At 62.3% G+C, this 15,699-nt stretch carries 12 protein-coding genes and 1 pseudogene; 2 read left to right on the forward strand and 11 right to left on the reverse strand.

The genetic code is table 11. The annotated features are described in order from the left end of the window. Position 1: 1 nt before the first annotated feature. Genes icmH through tssA form a run of 11 tightly spaced genes read right to left on the reverse strand, consistent with a single transcriptional unit; the run spans position 2 to position 12,023 of the window. On the reverse strand, positions 2-1,324 hold the full coding sequence (gene icmH, locus NKI85_RS26990) for a type IVB secretion system protein IcmH/DotU (protein WP_352778913.1): 1,323 nt from the start codon (positions 1,322-1,324) through the stop codon (positions 2-4). 4 nt (positions 1,325-1,328) lie between these two features. After that, on the reverse strand, positions 1,329-2,663 hold the full coding sequence (gene tssK / locus NKI85_RS26995; protein ID WP_352778915.1) for a type VI secretion system baseplate subunit TssK: 1,335 nt from the start codon (positions 2,661-2,663) through the stop codon (positions 1,329-1,331). 39 nt (positions 2,664-2,702) lie between these two features. Beyond that, positions 2,703-3,158 (reverse strand): type VI secretion system lipoprotein TssJ, encoded by a 456-nt coding sequence (gene tssJ / locus NKI85_RS27000; protein WP_352778917.1) that lies wholly within the window; start codon positions 3,156-3,158, stop codon positions 2,703-2,705. Between the two features lie 3 nt (positions 3,159-3,161). Continuing rightward, the gene (gene tagH / locus NKI85_RS27005; protein ID WP_352778920.1) at positions 3,162-4,637 is read right to left on the reverse strand and encodes a type VI secretion system-associated FHA domain protein TagH; all 1,476 of its coding nucleotides are present in this window, start codon (positions 4,635-4,637) and stop codon (positions 3,162-3,164) included. Further along, complete coding sequence (gene tssG / locus NKI85_RS27010; protein ID WP_352778922.1) at positions 4,634-5,701, reverse strand: type VI secretion system baseplate subunit TssG; 1,068 nt, start codon at positions 5,699-5,701, stop codon at positions 4,634-4,636. Before tssG ends, tagH begins: the two co-directional genes overlap by 4 nt. Further along, positions 5,665-7,539: a type VI secretion system baseplate subunit TssF gene (gene tssF / locus NKI85_RS27015; protein ID WP_352778924.1), complete on the reverse strand. Its 1,875-nt coding sequence runs from the start codon at positions 7,537-7,539 to the stop codon at positions 5,665-5,667. Before tssF ends, tssG begins: the two co-directional genes overlap by 37 nt. 1 nt (position 7,540) lies before the next feature. Further along, entirely contained in the window at positions 7,541-8,296 is a 756-nt protein-coding gene (gene tssE, locus NKI85_RS27020; protein WP_352530219.1) for a type VI secretion system baseplate subunit TssE, read from the reverse strand. Beyond that, on the reverse strand, positions 8,283-8,744 hold the full coding sequence (locus tag NKI85_RS27025) for an Hcp family type VI secretion system effector (protein WP_352778926.1): 462 nt from the start codon (positions 8,742-8,744) through the stop codon (positions 8,283-8,285). Before NKI85_RS27025 ends, tssE begins: the two co-directional genes overlap by 14 nt. A 46-nt stretch (positions 8,745-8,790) precedes the next feature. Continuing rightward, entirely contained in the window at positions 8,791-10,296 is a 1,506-nt protein-coding gene (gene tssC, locus NKI85_RS27030; RefSeq protein WP_352530169.1) for a type VI secretion system contractile sheath large subunit, read from the reverse strand. Between the two features lie 2 nt (positions 10,297-10,298). Further along, positions 10,299-10,838: a type VI secretion system contractile sheath small subunit gene (gene tssB / locus NKI85_RS27035; protein WP_352778929.1), complete on the reverse strand. Its 540-nt coding sequence runs from the start codon at positions 10,836-10,838 to the stop codon at positions 10,299-10,301. Positions 10,839-10,844: 6 nt separating this feature from the next. After that, complete coding sequence (tssA, locus tag NKI85_RS27040) at positions 10,845-12,023, reverse strand: type VI secretion system protein TssA (RefSeq protein ID WP_352778931.1); 1,179 nt, start codon at positions 12,021-12,023, stop codon at positions 10,845-10,847. A gap of 337 nt (positions 12,024-12,360) precedes the next feature. On the opposite strand from tssA, the gene tssH reads away from it, so the two are divergent. Together tssH and NKI85_RS27055 are read left to right on the forward strand one after the other, a co-directional pair. Next, on the forward strand, positions 12,361-15,114 hold the full coding sequence (tssH, locus tag NKI85_RS27045) for a type VI secretion system ATPase TssH (RefSeq protein ID WP_352778933.1): 2,754 nt from the start codon (positions 12,361-12,363) through the stop codon (positions 15,112-15,114). Positions 15,115-15,375: 261 nt separating this feature from the next. After that, a pseudogene (locus NKI85_RS27055) lies at positions 15,376-15,671 on the forward strand (nucleotidyltransferase family protein). Positions 15,672-15,699 lie beyond the last annotated feature (28 nt).

The raw sequence follows: 15,699 nt of genomic DNA on the forward strand, positions 1-15,699 counted from the left end.
CTCACAGCCTCTTTTCGACCAGCACCTCGACGCGGCGGTTCAAGGCCCGGCCCGCGCGCGTGCTGTCGTCAGCAACCGGATCTGTGGCTGCTCGGCCCTCGGAGTGAACGCGTTCCTGAGGCACTCCGTTCTGCACCAGCATGTCGGCAATGGTCTGGGCGCGGGCCTCGGACAGGCGCTGGTTGGTCGACAGCGGATTGGTTTTTTGCACAGGAACGCTGTCCGTATGTCCGACCACCGTGATGTTGCCGATCAGTTCCTGATTGGCGAGGATCACCTTGGCGATCGACCCGATCAGCGGCTCGAATCCTTTAGTCAGTGTTGGCCGCGACGATTGGAACAATTCAGGGTTGGAGGCCTGGATTACCAGCTTGGCCAGCGAAACGCTCTCGGTGCCGCTGAGAGCCGATTTGAGATCGGGCGGCGCCCCGGCTTCAAATTCGGGTAGCAGCGCGAAATCCACGGTCTGTGGCGGCGGCGCATCGACCGTTGGCGCCAAGCGGCTGATGTCGCCACGGGTCGGCGGCGGCAGCGCGCGCACCAGGGCGGAAAGCTCGACCGCCTGGCTGCTCAGGCCCCCTGAGAGCCCGATATAGGTCGCGGTGGCGATGACCACCGCGCCGAGGGCCATCACCCAGATCGGAACGATGAAGCGCTGCGGCTCGTCGGATGCGATTACGCCTTTCCAGTTCGGCGACAGCGGCGCGTTCTCGGCGTCGGCATCGCGCAGGAAGCGTGCCGCTGCCACCCGAACGGCATTGATCGAGCGATCGCCCGACCGGCCGGGCACGCGATACTTGCCGCGAAAACCGAGTGCCAGGCAGTCATACTGCAGTTCCAGCAATTCGCGATCGCGGTTCGGATGGCGTTCGAGTTCGTCGAGCCGGGTGAAGAACTGCGTGCCGGCATCGACATCGCCGCGCAGCATGACCACAAGCGGCTGGCGCGGCCATGCGCTGGCCCCGCCCCAGGGCGTGTTCAGGGCCAGATCATCGAGCAAGGCCGCCACCACCCAGGCTGCCTGATCGGCCCGTTCCATCGAGGATCCCGCCGCCATTACGGTGTCGCGTGCCCGAACCAGTTCTTCGAGCAGCCGAGTGCGCAACGCTTCTGGATTCTCCGGTGCCAGCGCGCTTTCAAGCTCTGGAGCAAACTCGAGCAAGGGCGCGAAGGCGTTGACAAGCCCGTTCGGGTGGGTGCGCGACCGCCTTATCGGCCCGCCCGGCAAGGGTGCCGCCATCGGTCGCGGCATCGGCGCGCCGGTCAGCCTTATGCGGGTGCGTTCGCGATCCTCCGACAGTCCGAAAGGATCATCCCGGCTCATGATCTCACCTGTTCACCGAATAGCAGTCAACCTGCGGCTCGCTCGGCAATACACCCGAAACACCGATGACAAAGCCCGGCGCATCAAGCAGCGATGCCCAGTGTTCGCTTTTCTGGTCCAGCTCAAGGCACAGCCGATCGCCGTCGTAAGGGATCTCGCGCGGCTGGGAATGGAGCGGCTTCAGCGGGATGCCGGGCAGGCGTGACTTCCACAGGCCCTCGAACTGATCGGCCGAGCCGACAGTCGCCTGGTTGACGAATATCTTGCGCAGCGCGTCCTCTGACAGCTCCGAACCGACCCGGATGACGATGCGGCTGGCCACCAGCAGCTTTGGGTTGTCGATGCGGACTTTCCAGACATTGGTCGAATGCCGCATGACAGGCAGCGCGCGCGATTTCGGCTCGATGTAGCGCAGGCTCAAGATGAGCGAGCGCAGCGCATCGGCCAGCGCCGAATAGGCCGGCCCGGGGGCCATGTGATCGTAAGCGGGCAACTCGCCCAGTCGCCGCGCGCTTGCGCCGTAGGTAGCCATCGAACCGGCGAGCCCGACGAGTTCTAGGTAAAGTTCGGCCGGATGGAAAACATCCTGCGCAAGCATGTGGGCCAGCCGCGGACGCGCCGCATTGGCGAGATTGAGCAGCAACAGGTCTTCAACGCTGCGCCCTGGCCCGCCCATGACCATCTTGCCATGCGCCTCGGCGATCTGGTCAAGGCCTGTGACCACTTCCAGAAGCAATTGCCGGTACCAGCCCACCGCGCCGGTAACCAGTGCCGGCGGCAGGAACGTCTCGTTCAGGGAAACGCCGCCATCGGCTCGAACCCCCTTTATGTCGGCGATCGGCAAGGCGGTGTAGCCGCCGACCGATTTGCCAGGTGCCAGCAGCAGGGCCTGCGGACGGGCGATTTCGATTTCTTCGGGATCTGAACCGCCCTGGACGGCATCGCGCACCGAAACAATCCGCCCATGATAGCGCGCGCCAGTGGGTGCCGCGTGTGCCGGATCGAAACCGATGCCGCCGGCAGGCTCGAGCGGCAACGCGACCAGCACCGGGCCGGCACCCGTGTCAGGGGTGACCGGCAGCGGACGCGGCGCATCCATCATTTCGGGAATGGAAAAGGGGGTCCCGTCCGGGAAAATGCCTCGTGCGGACAGGATCGAGATCTGGCCGGCATCGAGCAAGGACTGGTCCAGCATCAATTGCTGAAAGCCGAATGTATGCAGTTGGCCGGCCTGCAGCGCGCCGCGCACAGTCGCCTCAAAGAAACGATCCTGCTGCTGGAAATGCTGGGTCCTGAGAAAAAGGCCCTCGGACCACAGCACCCTGTTTGCATCGCTCATGCGGCTACTCTCTGCATCGAACTCCCCTTGCCTTGGCCGCTAGGCGGAAATGCCGCCGCTGCCAAGCGTGACATTGATCGTCAAGTTTGATCCCGGCGAGACCGATTTGGTCGTCCGCCAGTTTCGTCCACCAGGCTCACGAATCAGCGCAACGAAGCCCAGGGCCGTCGCTTCCGGTTCGACCGTAATCGTCTTGGACGCGGTCTTTCCCGGCCCCACCGCAATCTGGTCAGACCCGATCAGATCGCCTGCCAGTGCCGAGCCGGCATCCCCCTGCAAAGCAAAATAATCGGCGGAGTTGAATTTCCCGGTGCTGCGCAGCCGCATCACGAGCACCGTCACTGGCCGGTCGCCGCCGCCTGGTCCAGCATTCATACCGGCCGCACCAGTCAGTTTGACCGTGATGACCGACGGCTTTGGCGGTCCGGCACTCTGACATGCCGTAAGCAGCCCGGTTGCCCCCAGGGCAACGATAAAGTCGCGTCGATCGATCATGTCTTACTCCTCCTCATATGCATCCCGAAAATCGGCGCCGATTTCGCCGAGAAAGCTTTTTTCCGCGCTCTCGGCGATTTCACGATGGCGTTTCTGGTAGAGTTCCCACAGCTTGGCGCCGCGCCCGCCCGAAAGCAGCGTGCCGATCGCCGAACTTGATTTCAGCTCTTCTTCGATCGCTGCCGGCTCAAAACGGTCGACCATCCGCCGCAAGGCGGCCTGCACGCCACGCCAGGCGCGCACGTGATGTTGTGCGAGATCGCGAACCGCATCCGCGATTGCCGCTTCGCCGGCGAGAAATCCGGGGCTGCGCTCGGCAATCAGCGTCACGATCGCGTCGTCGACGGTCGGCAGAAACTTGAGTGGATTGACTTCGGAGGCTCCGACCATTGTCTGGGCAACGCGAGCATTCCCCTTTTCTTCGGCACGCTTGCGAAGCAGCTGCATCAGGCCTTCCATCATAAGCCGATATTCGCGGCCGAACTTCTCCATCTCAGCGATGGCGTCGCGGCCGGGAAAATCGGCCTCCGCGACGCCCATGCCGCGCAGGAATGCAGCGCGAAGCGCCATGTCGGCGTGCTGCGCCGCCGGCGGCGGACGGGCGGGGTTGGCAGCAGCGCCTGCCCGCACTGGGGGAGGGGCCTCTGCCGCCCGCACAGGCAGGTCCCAGGCATTGGCCGATTTTGGTCGTTGGGCGTTGCGCTGGCGCTGACTGGTCGAACCGGCGCCGCTTCCCGAACTGGGGGTCGCGGCTGGCTCAAAACCGAAGTCGTCATTGAATTCCGGCGGCTCTCCGGCCGTGGGCTCGGTTGCGCCGTTGCGGGACGGCGCCGGGTCAAGGCCGAAAGGGTCCGCCTGTTTGGGCGCGTCGGCTGGTTCTGGATAGCCGGCTGCGTCTTTGGATACCGGCGTTGAAACCGGATCGAGGCTGAACGGGTCATCGAAAGCAGGCGAGCTGCGCTGTCTGGAGTTGGCGCGCTCGAACGCACCCGGGATCGGCTGCTCAAAGGGATTCGGGAGGTCGGCTGGACGTGGCCGCCGCGGCTCTTCTTCCACGGTGGCTGAAAAGAAATCATCGCGGCCGATGCTGACCGGCGCCCGAGACGCCGGTGGCGAGCGCTCCGGGACTGGGCCGCTGGCTGCTGCTGTCGCTTGGACGGTCGACGTCTGCAGGTCGACATACACGATGTAGTCGCCCAGTCTCAGCCGCATGCCATTGCGAAGCCGCGTCGACTTGCCGGCGCCAAGCGGGCTGTCGGAGTCATCAATGAACAATCCGCTGCTCGAGGTATCGGTAACGAAATATCCGTCTCGCCCACCAGTGATCCTGCAATGAGCCCGCGAAACGAACATGTCGGGATCGTCGATCTGCCAGCCGGCGTCCGCGCTGCGGCCGATCACCAGCTCGCCTTCGTCAAGCCGGGTCTGTCGTACCGCCTGTGTGCGTGGCCCTTGCTCCAGCGTCAGCAGCAGACTCATGCCGCGACCTCCGCCCCTTCCTGCCGCCAGCCGACTATTGTCTGCAGCCGCATGTCGTCAGCATCGCCCCTTTCAGCGGGCCGCGCAAGCCACGCGGTCCGGGCGAGTTGCACGGCTCCAATGCGGGGCGGGGGAACGGCATCGCGCGCCAGCACGATGCGCAGATCGACGTCGAGCGATTCCCCGACCATCTCGCGGACGGCCTGCTTGAACAATTTGAGGCGCTGACCGCCCGGCAGGAACGCCTTGAAGTCCTCATACCCCAACGGGCCGACGCGGAGCTCAATCCTACTTTGGCGGTTGAAAACGCGCGGACCGATCGTCGCTCCCCGACCAAGCCCCGCATAGGCTTTGGCAAGGCGGGTCTGAAGCGCGGCTGGTATGGTTATCCAGGCAGCGATGAACTCGCTGATCCGGACTGGCACCTTGAAGGCCTCTGCCAGAAACAGCGTCAGCCGCTCAGGGCCGTCGATCTGATTGGCAAGCGAAGCGGCCTGGCGCAGCTTCACGGCGTCCAGGTCGGCGTTCTGGGTGCCGGGAAGCCCTATCCCTGCCATGGATTCAAGCATGGCGCGAACGCGCCCACCCACCGCGCGTTCGACCTGAACCGCCGGATGCGCATCCGCCCACGCCCTATAATACAGGGCGATCATACGGTGCTGAAGAATGTTGACGAAGTCCATGAATGTCGTATCGCTGGTCTGCTGTGAATCGGCGCCGGTGAACCAGCGCTGCGACAGACGATCGAGCACCCAGCGCGTCAAATGCAAAGGCATCGGGCCTTCAGGTCCCATCAGCCCGATGTTGGCGACTGTAACCCGGGCGGGGGCCTTGTCCTTCGCTTCGCGGAATTCTGCCAGGTCCTTGGCGGAAAAGCTGAGACGGATATGCTGCCCGAGCCTTGACGGCTCGCGCTCCGGCGGGCCGGAATAGCCGAACAGCCCGCCTCTGCGTTCGAGCCGGCGCAACAGCTCGAAGAAGTCGAACGCATCCGACAGCGCTTCGGCGCGGTGCAGGCCGGCCTCGTCTAGATCAGGTAGCGATTGCCGGGCGTCATCGGCCATGGCACATCCTCCTGCTTCTGCAGCAGCCGTGTGCGGGTTCGCACAAATCCGTTTATTCCGGCGTGACGGGCAAACAGCCGCGCCAGCAGGGCCGAAAGCAGCAATGTGCTTTGCCCCGCCAGGACAGACTGGTCGACATGCAATGTCACCTCCGTGCCTCGTCCGAAACACATCGGTCCGTCGATCTGCAGCCGTTCGATGACTGACCGAGAATCGATGCGCACGATCGAGTGCACATTGCGGGCGAGGCTCGGGTCGCCCCTATCGGCGTAAAGCTCAAGCAGCGCATGCAGCGGGTCGATACCGCGACCTTCCTTCGCAAGGCTGAGAAAGTTGAGCGCAAGCTGCGCTACAAGCCGCCAGGCGAGATTGTCGGCTCGCGATTCTCCCGCCGCACCCGTCGGCAGCGCTGCAGGGATGGCGGGGCGAGGCGGGCGCAATGCGCCGAGAAGCCGGATCGTTTCGACCGGGTCGCCGGCTTCGAGCGTCAGGGTAGGGTTGTCGTCAAGGATTGGTAGATCGCGGTTGGTGCAGAGCGCCACGACGTCGACACGCTTCAGCGGCCGGTTCGCCGGACTTTCCGCCGGACGTGAAATCGCCAGGAAAACGTCATCGCCGGTGTATGAGGTGCGGGTCAGGCCGTCGCGCCGTTCCTCCTCTGTCGGGCGGCGTGGGCGCCGTTCGGTGGAATAAACCCAACCGCTGCCCCGGTTCTGTCCCAGGCTGAAGAGCTCCGGAATTTCGGCGTCGTTGCCTTCGCTGTCGGCGTCCTCGACGCGGATGAACCGATAGATTTCGAAGTCCCGGGCTCGCGTGCGGTCGGCATGCAGCACCTGCCGCGTCTTGCGCGGATCGAGCTCGATGACATTGCACTCACGTTCAAAGAGATTGATGATCGGCGTTGCGAAAAGCTCGAAATCCGCAGGCGTCAGATCGGCGAGCTCAGGCACTGGACGCCTGAAGATGAAGATGATCTCGAGCCCGGTTGTGCATTTGCGCACGATGGGCTGCAGCCCGGAAAGCCGAGCATAGTGAAAGCGCTCCGGCATCATGAAATATTCCCGCAGAAGTCGGTAGCCTTCGAACGTCGGACGGGTACGAGGCATCAGCGCCTCGTCGTCGCTGATGCCGACCATTTCGGGTTGCGGCAAGGGCGATAGTGGGTTGGCCTTGCCTTCCGCCCGTGCGCCAACGGCCGAGCAGGCCCCGAAAATAGCGTCGAAAAGCAGTGGTGCTTTGGTGCGCCCGACAAAGTGGAAGTCAAGCCGATCGAGCGACAGTTCGTCGAGCTTGCCTTTGCCGGTCCGAGCCAACGTGACGCGAAGCGCCGCTTCGCCACCAACACCGCCGATCGGCCCTATGCCGGCTGCCCCCAAGGCGCTGCGATCCTGAAAATAGCCGACCGAGGTGATCGCAATCGGCCACAGCGTCATGTCCTGGGCGGTGGTGAACGTGGAACGCGTCGACAGGCCGGGCTGCAGGCTTGAAACCAGGCGCGTGCCGCGCTTGACAATATGGCCCGCAATCATTGTCTGGACCTGCTGGCCGGGTTTCAGCACCACCATTGCCGTTGCCGGCGCCGGCGTGACCAGATCGGGATAGAGCACGTCAAGGACGGCGCGTGAGAATCGCGAGCGCTCCGCATCGACCTTGAGCCGGGTGCGCGCGGCGAGGAAAGCAACGCCGTCAAGCAGCCGCTCGACATAGGGATCCGGACAGGGGACGGTATCGAGTGAAAGATTGCGCGCCACCGCCGGGTGCATGTCGGCAAATTCTGCCGCGAGCGCGCGGATATGGGTCAGTTCCTCCTCGTAATATTCTACGAAGACCCGATCCATCTCAGGCCTCCCTAAATTCGGTCCGAGCCAAGCCGTTATCGAGATTGATCGTGGTGCGCAGGCGCATGCGTTCTGGCGTCGGCGTCATGATCAACACCGCGTCTATCTCGATCTTCAGGCCCACGGTTTTGTCGCCAAGGGTTACCGTAACCTTTGTTGCGCTTTCCTTGAGACGCGGCTCGAACGTGGCAAGCACCGAGCGGATCTCGCGCGCCAGGGCCTCGCGATCAAAGTCTCGAGATGAACGGCCCGAGAAGGAAGGCACGCCGTAGTTGACCACGCTGCGACGCACCTCCGGAAAATCAGCGAGCGACGGCGGGTTGTCCGCGGCCTGCTCGCTTTCAAGATCGGAAAGAAGCGGAACGGCCTCGAAGCGCTCGGTGTTGAACAAGGCCTCGACGTCGCGCCGCACGGCCTCCTTGAGCACACGAGCCGACACCACCACGCCGCGGCTTTCGATTTCGGCGCGGTGCTGGCTCTGAAAGGCCAGGCGGTGCAGGCGCCGCTTCTGATCGGCCGTCAACTCCGCGTCGGCGTCGACGAGCCGCGCACTGGCTGCAACCAGATTGTCCAGTCGCTCCGCGCCAAGCTCGTCCTGCAAGGCCTGGCGCAGCCCGTCTATCTCGGAAGTCATACCCGGCAAATCGTTTACGAGGCGGTCCCAAAGAGAGGGCTGGACTGCTTCGCGTTTTGCTCGCGAACTGCCGCTGCCTTGCAACGTGTCCGCGCCGGGCCGCCGGGCCTCACTTGCCGACATAGACATCCATTTCGATTTCATCGTTGTCGTCGTAGACGAACTTGATCTTCTTGTAGGCGAAGCTGACCTCTTCCTCGATCAGGTCTTCCTCATCTTCGGCCTGCGACATGTCGTATTCCATGATCGAGGCGTCGGTGAGGGTGACGACCAGGTAATCCTTGGTCTCGCCATCAATGGTCCGCCGCGCCGAAAACACCACTTCGTCCAGCGCCTTGTTCTCAAACAGCGCCTTTTTCAGGTAGGGCGAGGATTTGTCATAGTGCTTGGTGAACTTGATCATGCCCAGGGAAACACGACCGCGACGAGACAGCGAATTGGGATCGTAGGGTGCGACCATCTTGTAATCGACCCCATGGATTTCGATTTCGTCCTCGTGGCCGTCTCGAATGCTTGGACCCTTGATATCCGGAACCTTCAGAAAGCCATCAATCTTCGTATTTGTGGGCATTTTCTTTCTCCACCGCTTTCAAAAACCAAGATGTTGTTTGTGCAAATCAAGTCTTTACAGACGGAAGTTCCGACACCAGCCGGAGCGAGGCATTGATGCCCTCCAGCTGATAATGCGGGCGCAGATAGAAGCGAGCATTGTAGTAGCCGGGCCGCCCCTCCACGCTGTCCACCTGAACCTCGGCGGCGGCAAGCGGGCGCTTGGCGCGCGCCTTGTCGTCGGCAAAGGCCGGGTTGGCCAGCACGTAGCGGTTGATCCATTCGGTCAGCCAGATCTGCATATCGGAGCGTTCCTTGAACGAACCGACCTTGTCGCGCGCGATAGCCTTGAGGTAGTGGGCAAAACGCGACACCGGAAAGAGATAGGGGAGGTTGGCGCTTAGCCGCTCGTTGGCCTGTGCATCGGGGTCGACCAGCCGTCCTGCCCTTGTCTCGTCGTCCTGTAGCGAATGCGCGCCAATAAAGGCCGCAAGATCGGTATTCTTTCGATGCAGGATGGGCATCAGGCCGAGCTTGGCCAGCTCAGCCTCGCGCCGGTCGTCGATGGCGACCTCCGTCGGACATTTCATCGCTATCGAGCCGTCATCGGTCGGGAAGCTGTGCACAGGCAGGTTGAGGACCGTGCCGCCATTTTCGACGCCGCGGATCTGCGTGCCCCAGCCATAGAGCTTGTGGCTGCGGTTGATATTCACGCCCATCGGGAAGGCTGCATTCATCCAGACATATTTGTTGTGATCGCCCTGCACTTCTTCCTCGAAGGTGAAGCTCTTCACCGGAACGGTATCCGTGCCATACGGCAGCCTTGCCAGAACGCGAGGCATGGTCAGGCCGATGTAGCGCGCGTCTTCGCTCTCGCGCAGCGACTGCCACGAGGCATAGGCCGGGTTTGAGACGATCTGCTGCAGGTCTTGCGGGTTCGGCAATTCCTGCCAGCTGTCCATCCGGAACAGGCGCGGCGAGGCAGCTGCGATGAACGGCGTGTGTGCAGAGGCGCAGATCCCGGAGATGTTGCGCAAAAGACCGACGTCGCGCGGGTGGTTCGAGAATTCGTAGGCGCCAATCACACAGCCGATAGGCTCGCCGCCAAGCATCGAATACTCGTCCGTATAGAGTTTCTTGAAAATCGGGCTCTGATCCCACATCTGGCCCTCATAATCTTCGAGCGTGTCGGCCAGCTGCTGCTTGGAAATGTTCATCACCCGGATCTTCAGCTTCTGATCCGTCTCGGTATTGTTGACGAGATACCAGAGGCCACGCCATGTGCCCTCGATTTCGCGCACTTCCGGCGCGTGCAGGATCTCGTTGACCTGTTCCGACAGCATCTTGTCGATCCCGGCGATCAGCGACTTGATCGACTTGATCGCATTGGACGAGATGGTGGTGGTATCGGAGCGCGTTTGCGCCGCAAGCGCGAGATTGCGTACGAGCTGCTGCAGCTTCTCGCTGTCGTCCTTCTTGACCTTGAAATCCTTCTCGAGGAGGCCGCTGAATTCTCCCAGGTCAATGGCTTCGGCCTCGGCGGTGACGGCGGCAGTCTTTTGCTGTTCGGCCATGGTCATTCCCCTGCCTTATCGTCGTCGGCCAGTGCCTGGCTGGCGATCTTGCCAAGAAGCGGTTGGTTATTGAGAAGTTGCGCAATGCGCTTTTCGGCGTCGACGCGACCGTCCATGAAGCCGAGAAGTTCCTCGAGCTGGCGACGCATTTTGAGGATTTCAGCCAATTGCGGAACTTGCTCGGCGATCTTGTCCGGTGCGAAATCGCCCATCTTGGTGAAGGTAAGATCAAGCGCCAGTTCCTCGTCCCGCTCGGCGCCCTCAGCCTGGGGCAGCGTATTCTTCACGCGGGCTTTCACGCGCGGTCCGAGCGCTTCCATGAAACGTGGGAACCGGTTCGCGTCGGTTTCGACAAAGGAGCGGTCCAGCACCGACTTCATCGCTTCCTTGGTCTGCGAAGCGCCCGAAAGGTCGGCCATCACGGCCATGACAAACGGCAGTTCGATTGTCGTCGGACTGCCGTAGGTTTCCACATCATAGGCGATCTGCACCCGCGGCGCTCGATTGCGTTCAATGACCTTCGCTTTGCTTTCGGCTGGCATGGCTTGCTACCTTTCATCCTTCTGGGCCGTCTTCTTGGCATCGGGAACGCCGGCAAGGAGCCGGAATTCCTTCAATCCCGACGGGGCGAGATCTTCCATCAGTTCAACAAAATCCATATGCACCATCCGGCGTACACGGCGGGCGAGATGCGGAATCGGGCTGGACGGTTCGGTGCGGTCATAAAAGGCAATGACGAGGTCCAGGCATTTCACCACATCGTCGCGCGAAGAAATCCGCTCGGGAAGTCCCGTGCTCGAGTCCGTGTAGCTTGCCATACTTGCCACAGTATCGGCTCCATGACCGTTTCGAGCAGGGATTGCCGCATCTGCAGGCGAGGGCGATGGCTTTGCCGAGCCATTCGTCATCGCGCTGGCAGCTGAGTTCCGCTCGAGGGTTGTCAGTAAACGCTGCAGAAATCGCCTTAATTCCGGAACGGCGGTGCCGCCACTGCCTTCAAGGCGAGCGTTGAGGGCTGCCTCGACTGCCTCCAGTGCTGCGATCGTGGCACGGGCATCGGCGATGAGCGACAGCATTTCCGCATTGGCTTGATCCGCCTGTGCCGTGCACCCGGCACGGACCCGGTTCAAGAGTTGTCCGTGTGCACTGACAAGCGCTGTCTTTTCGGCCGCATTCAATCCTGACGCTGCTTCTTGGAGCATGACACGATCGTCGAGCGCGCCTTGTTCCAGATCGCGTCCGCTGATCGGCCCGATCGAGCGTGGCGCAAAGAAAGTCATTTGCCGCAGGTTGGCCAGCAGCCCGTCCTGACCATTCTGAAGGTCGAGCAGCGCGTTGATGCGGCGCAAGGCGGCATCGCGAGGCGGTGTGTTGGGCCGCAGCGCCGGGTGCATGGTTTCCCAATGCTGGTCGAATGTCTGCGCAATAAGGGTCAGACCGTGCGCCAACCCGGCCAGCCCCTGCTCATTGGCCAGTGCGCGTGTGACAATGACAATCAAACGCAGGTCGCGGCCGTGCGCGCGCAATTCCTCCGCCTTGGCGAGCACTGCTGGCCAGTCGACAGGAATTGTACTTTGCGAGACCGGCCTGTTGTTGCCGTCATGGTCCACCTTGACCTGGGGCTCCGTCAGGCGCTCCAGCTCGTGAAACATCGGATCGTTGCGCAAATCTTCGCCGGACGGATTTTCACCGTCGAGCGGAGCAAGCCAGAGTGCGATATCTATCACACCGATCCCCCAGTGACTGGCCCTGAGGCCATGCCTGCCCTTACGTTATCACACGGCTGCACCTCACCACAATTCAGCGATCGCTGAAAAATTAACGAAAGCTAACTTAGCCGAGTCTTGAGTGCTGAAATCCTTGGCGTAACTGCCGAACTCAGCATCTGAAATGCATCGCATCGGGGCTCCGGTCGCGTGGTTGTTTGTAGCCGGTGAGACGAGACCTTTCACAAATAGCAGGACCCGGCGAAATCGGGCACCGAAGCCTTCGTTCATCACCCACTTTGTCAAGCGGCTGCTTATGTGGCAGGTTATCAACTTGCAGAATGCAGGAGCACGTTCGATGGAACAGCGCCGGTCATCGCAGAGCTTCAAGCGCAAGGAACTGGTCGGCAAGCTCAATCCTGTAGGCTTGCGTGCCTTCAAGGCTGCGGCAGACAGCGCCAAGCTGCGCGGCAACCCCTACGTCGAACTCGTCCACTTCATCGAGCAACTCGTGCTCTCCGACCGCTCGGATGTGCAGATGATGATCGCCGATGCGGGAGTGGATGCGAGCCGGGTTGCGGCCGATATGACTCGCGCGGTGGACAAGCTGCCTTATGGCGCAACCTCGATCGAGGAATTTTCAGACCATATCTTCCACGCCATTCAGGAAGCTTGGAATCTGGCAACACTGGAATTCGCAGTGGAGGAAGTCCGCAGCGCACATGTTCTCCTCGCTTGCCTGAAGACGCCGGTGCTGGAAGGACTGCTGTCGAAGATCAGCGGCGAATTCGACAAGATCGATGCCGACGCGGTCATGGCGCGCTTCGCCGATATCCTGAACGGCTCACTCGAAGCCGGCGCTTCGGCTTCGGTTCCCGCTGCAGAGGCGCGGCGGCGGGCTCCCGGCGGGGATTCGGCGCTGACCAAATATGCCACCGACCTGACGCAGCGCGCCCGCGACGGAAAGATCGATCCGGTCGTCGGTCGCGATCCGGAAATCAGGCAGATCGTCGACATTTTGATGCGGCGCCGGCAGAACAACCCGATCCTGACCGGCGAGGCGGGTGTCGGCAAGACGGCAGTCGTCGAGGGTTTTGCTCTCCGCATCGCCCAAGGCGATGTGCCGCCCACGCTGCAGGGGGTGAGCGTGCGCATGCTCGATGTCGGATTGATGCAAGCGGGTGCAAGCGTAAAGGGTGAATTCGAAAAGCGGCTGAAGGCCGTAATCGACGAGGTTCAATCGTCTGAAGCTCCGGTCATCCTCTTCATCGATGAAGCGCACACCCTGATCGGTGCCGGGGGCGCTGCCGGAACGGGCGACGCTGCCAATCTGCTCAAACCGGCGCTGGCGCGCGGCGAGCTTCGCACGATAGCGGCAACGACCTGGACGGAATACAAGCAGCACATCGAGAAGGACCCGGCGCTGACCCGCCGCTTCCAGGTGATAAAGATCGACGAGCCCTCGGAATCGGTAGCCGTCCTCATGTTGCGCGGAGTGGCCGGCGTTCTCGAGCAGCACCACAAGGTTCAGATATTGGATGAGGCGATCGACGCGGCGGTCGGCCTGTCACATCGCTACATCCCGGCGCGGCAGCTGCCGGACAAGGCGGTCAGCCTTCTCGACACCGCCTGCGCGCGTGTCGCCATATCGCAGTACGCCACGCCGGCCGAGGTCGAGGACATCATGCGCCGTCGCCAGGCGCTGGAGGTCGAGCGCGGCATTATCGGCCGCGAGGCTGCAATCGGCATCGAAGTAGCCGAGCGGCAGGCGCGGGTCGAGGCCGGGCTTGCCGAGACCGAACTCACGCTCGGCGCCGCGCAGCAGCGTTGGGAGCGCGAAAAGGCACTGGTGGCCGAGATACTCGAACTGCGCGCCAGGCTGCGCGGTGACGGCGTGCCCCTCGATGCGGTGGAAGCGCAGGGGGCTGCCGCCAAAACAAAGGGCAGGGGCGCGCCGGAGACCGAAAAGGCCGAGGCCGGCGCGAAGGCACCGGCGGCGGCGAGCGATATCCCTCCGACCGATCCGGCCGCCGATCTCGCCCGGCTGCGCGAACTGATGAGTGAACTGGCCGAGGCGCAAGGCGAAACACCGCTGATCCTGCCATCGGTCGACCGCAACGCTGTGGCAGCAGTGGTTCAGGACTGGACCGGTATCCCGACCGGACGGATGCTGTCGAGCCAGACCGAGAAGGCGCTGCGGCTCGCCGCTACGTTGTCCGAACGCGTGGTCGGCCAGGATCACGCCATGGAGATGATCGCCAACCGCGTGCAGACCAGCCGCGCCGGGCTCGGCGCGCCGGAAAAGCCGGTGGGCGTGTTCCTGCTCTGCGGCCCCTCGGGTGTCGGCAAGACCGAAACCGCCTTGGCACTTGCCGAAACCCTCTACGGCGGAGAGCAGAACCTGATCTCGATCAACATGTCCGAGTTCCAGGAGGCACATACGGTCTCTACCTTGAAGGGCGCGCCGCCCGGATATGTCGGCTACGGCAAGGGCGGAATTCTCACCGAGGCGGTGCGACGCAAGCCCTATTCGGTGATCCTGCTCGACGAGGTCGAGAAGGCGCACCCGGACGTGCACGAAATCTTCTTCCAGGTCTTTGACAAAGGGATGATGGACGACAGTGAAGGCCGACGGATCGATTTCAAGAACACGCTGATCCTGCTCACGTCGAATGTCGGCTCCGAAGTCATCATGGACCGGACAAGGAATGGCGCGGTCCGGGCAGGGCTCGACGAATTGGACACCGCGTTGCGCAGCCCGCTGCTGAAGGTCTTCCCTGCGGCCTTTCTCGGCCGGGTGGTGACCATCCCCTACTTTCCGCTTTCGGATTCGATGATCGAAGCGATCACCCGTCACCAATTTGCCAAGATTGCTCGTCGGCTGCGTGCAACCAACGATGCGGAATTGGTAATCGGCGACGGTGTCATGGCTCTGGTCAAGACCCGCTGCACGGAGATCGAATCCGGCGGCAGGATGATTGACGCCATCCTGACCAATACGCTTCTTCCGGAATTGAGCCGCGGCGTGCTGAACCGGTCGCTCGCTGGCGAAAAGATGACAAAGGTGACGGTTGGCGCCTCAGGCCAAGGGTTCACCTATTCCTTCGAATAAGGAGCGTGAGCGCCCCAGAGCAAGGTTGGCCCGCTCGATTAGTTCGGAAAATGGGTCTACGCCGCTTCTCGCTCGGCACTGGCCAAGTCCATCGGGCTCGGTCGCAAGCCGAAGGAAGTTGCGCCGGCGCGGCTCAAGCGCCCACGGAAGGCGCGCGCCTAGGACAAATATGTCCGTTCTCGCCATAACCGCGGCTTCTGATCTCAATCCGTTCAGGGCCAGTCAATGTCCAGCCCCGGACGAGGGAAATAGGTTAGGGCCATGAACAAAGTGGATGCCATCAACAGCTTGCACCGGACAGCTGATGCCGTGAAAGGCATGGGCGCGACCGCGCTTTGCCTGTTTGGGTCAACGGTTCGAGATGAAGCCGGCCAAGGAAGCGATCTTGACCTGTTCATCCACTATGATCCGAAGAGCCGTTTCAATGCCTTCGATCTTGTGGGCGTCAAGCTCCTTCTGGAGGATGAACTGCATGTCCCGGTCGACGTGACTACGCGGGATCGCCTGCACCCCCGTTGCGGCCGCAAGTCGAACAATCGGCCGTGCGCATCTTCTGAATGGCACGTGAATTCCGCTTCGAGGGCC

Source organism: Mesorhizobium sp. M0571, assembly GCF_040320985.1.
Classification (GTDB): Bacteria; Pseudomonadota; Alphaproteobacteria; order Rhizobiales; family Rhizobiaceae; genus Mesorhizobium.

What these genes read in the sequence shown, in the direction of transcription:
- tssG (WP_352778922.1), bottom strand. Translation starts at nt 5,701, where the DNA reads ATGGCCGATGACGCCCGGCAATCGCTACCTGATCTAGACGAGGCCGGC.
- NKI85_RS27025 (WP_352778926.1), bottom strand. Translation starts at nt 8,744, where the DNA reads ATGCCCACAAATACGAAGATTGATGGCTTTCTGAAGGTTCCGGATATC.
- tssB (WP_352778929.1), bottom strand. Translation starts at nt 10,838, where the DNA reads ATGCCAGCCGAAAGCAAAGCGAAGGTCATTGAACGCAATCGAGCGCCG.
- tssK (WP_352778915.1), bottom strand. Translation starts at nt 2,663, where the DNA reads ATGAGCGATGCAAACAGGGTGCTGTGGTCCGAGGGCCTTTTTCTCAGG.
- tagH (WP_352778920.1), bottom strand. Translation starts at nt 4,637, where the DNA reads ATGAGTCTGCTGCTGACGCTGGAGCAAGGGCCACGCACACAGGCGGTA.
- tssJ (WP_352778917.1), bottom strand. Translation starts at nt 3,158, where the DNA reads ATGATCGATCGACGCGACTTTATCGTTGCCCTGGGGGCAACCGGGCTG.
- tssF (WP_352778924.1), bottom strand. Translation starts at nt 7,539, where the DNA reads ATGGATCGGGTCTTCGTAGAATATTACGAGGAGGAACTGACCCATATC.
- tssH (WP_352778933.1), top strand. Translation starts at nt 12,361, where the DNA reads ATGGAACAGCGCCGGTCATCGCAGAGCTTCAAGCGCAAGGAACTGGTC.
- tssE (WP_352530219.1), bottom strand. Translation starts at nt 8,296, where the DNA reads ATGTCGGCAAGTGAGGCCCGGCGGCCCGGCGCGGACACGTTGCAAGGC.
- tssC (WP_352530169.1), bottom strand. Translation starts at nt 10,296, where the DNA reads ATGGCCGAACAGCAAAAGACTGCCGCCGTCACCGCCGAGGCCGAAGCC.
- icmH (WP_352778913.1), bottom strand. Translation starts at nt 1,324, where the DNA reads ATGAGCCGGGATGATCCTTTCGGACTGTCGGAGGATCGCGAACGCACC.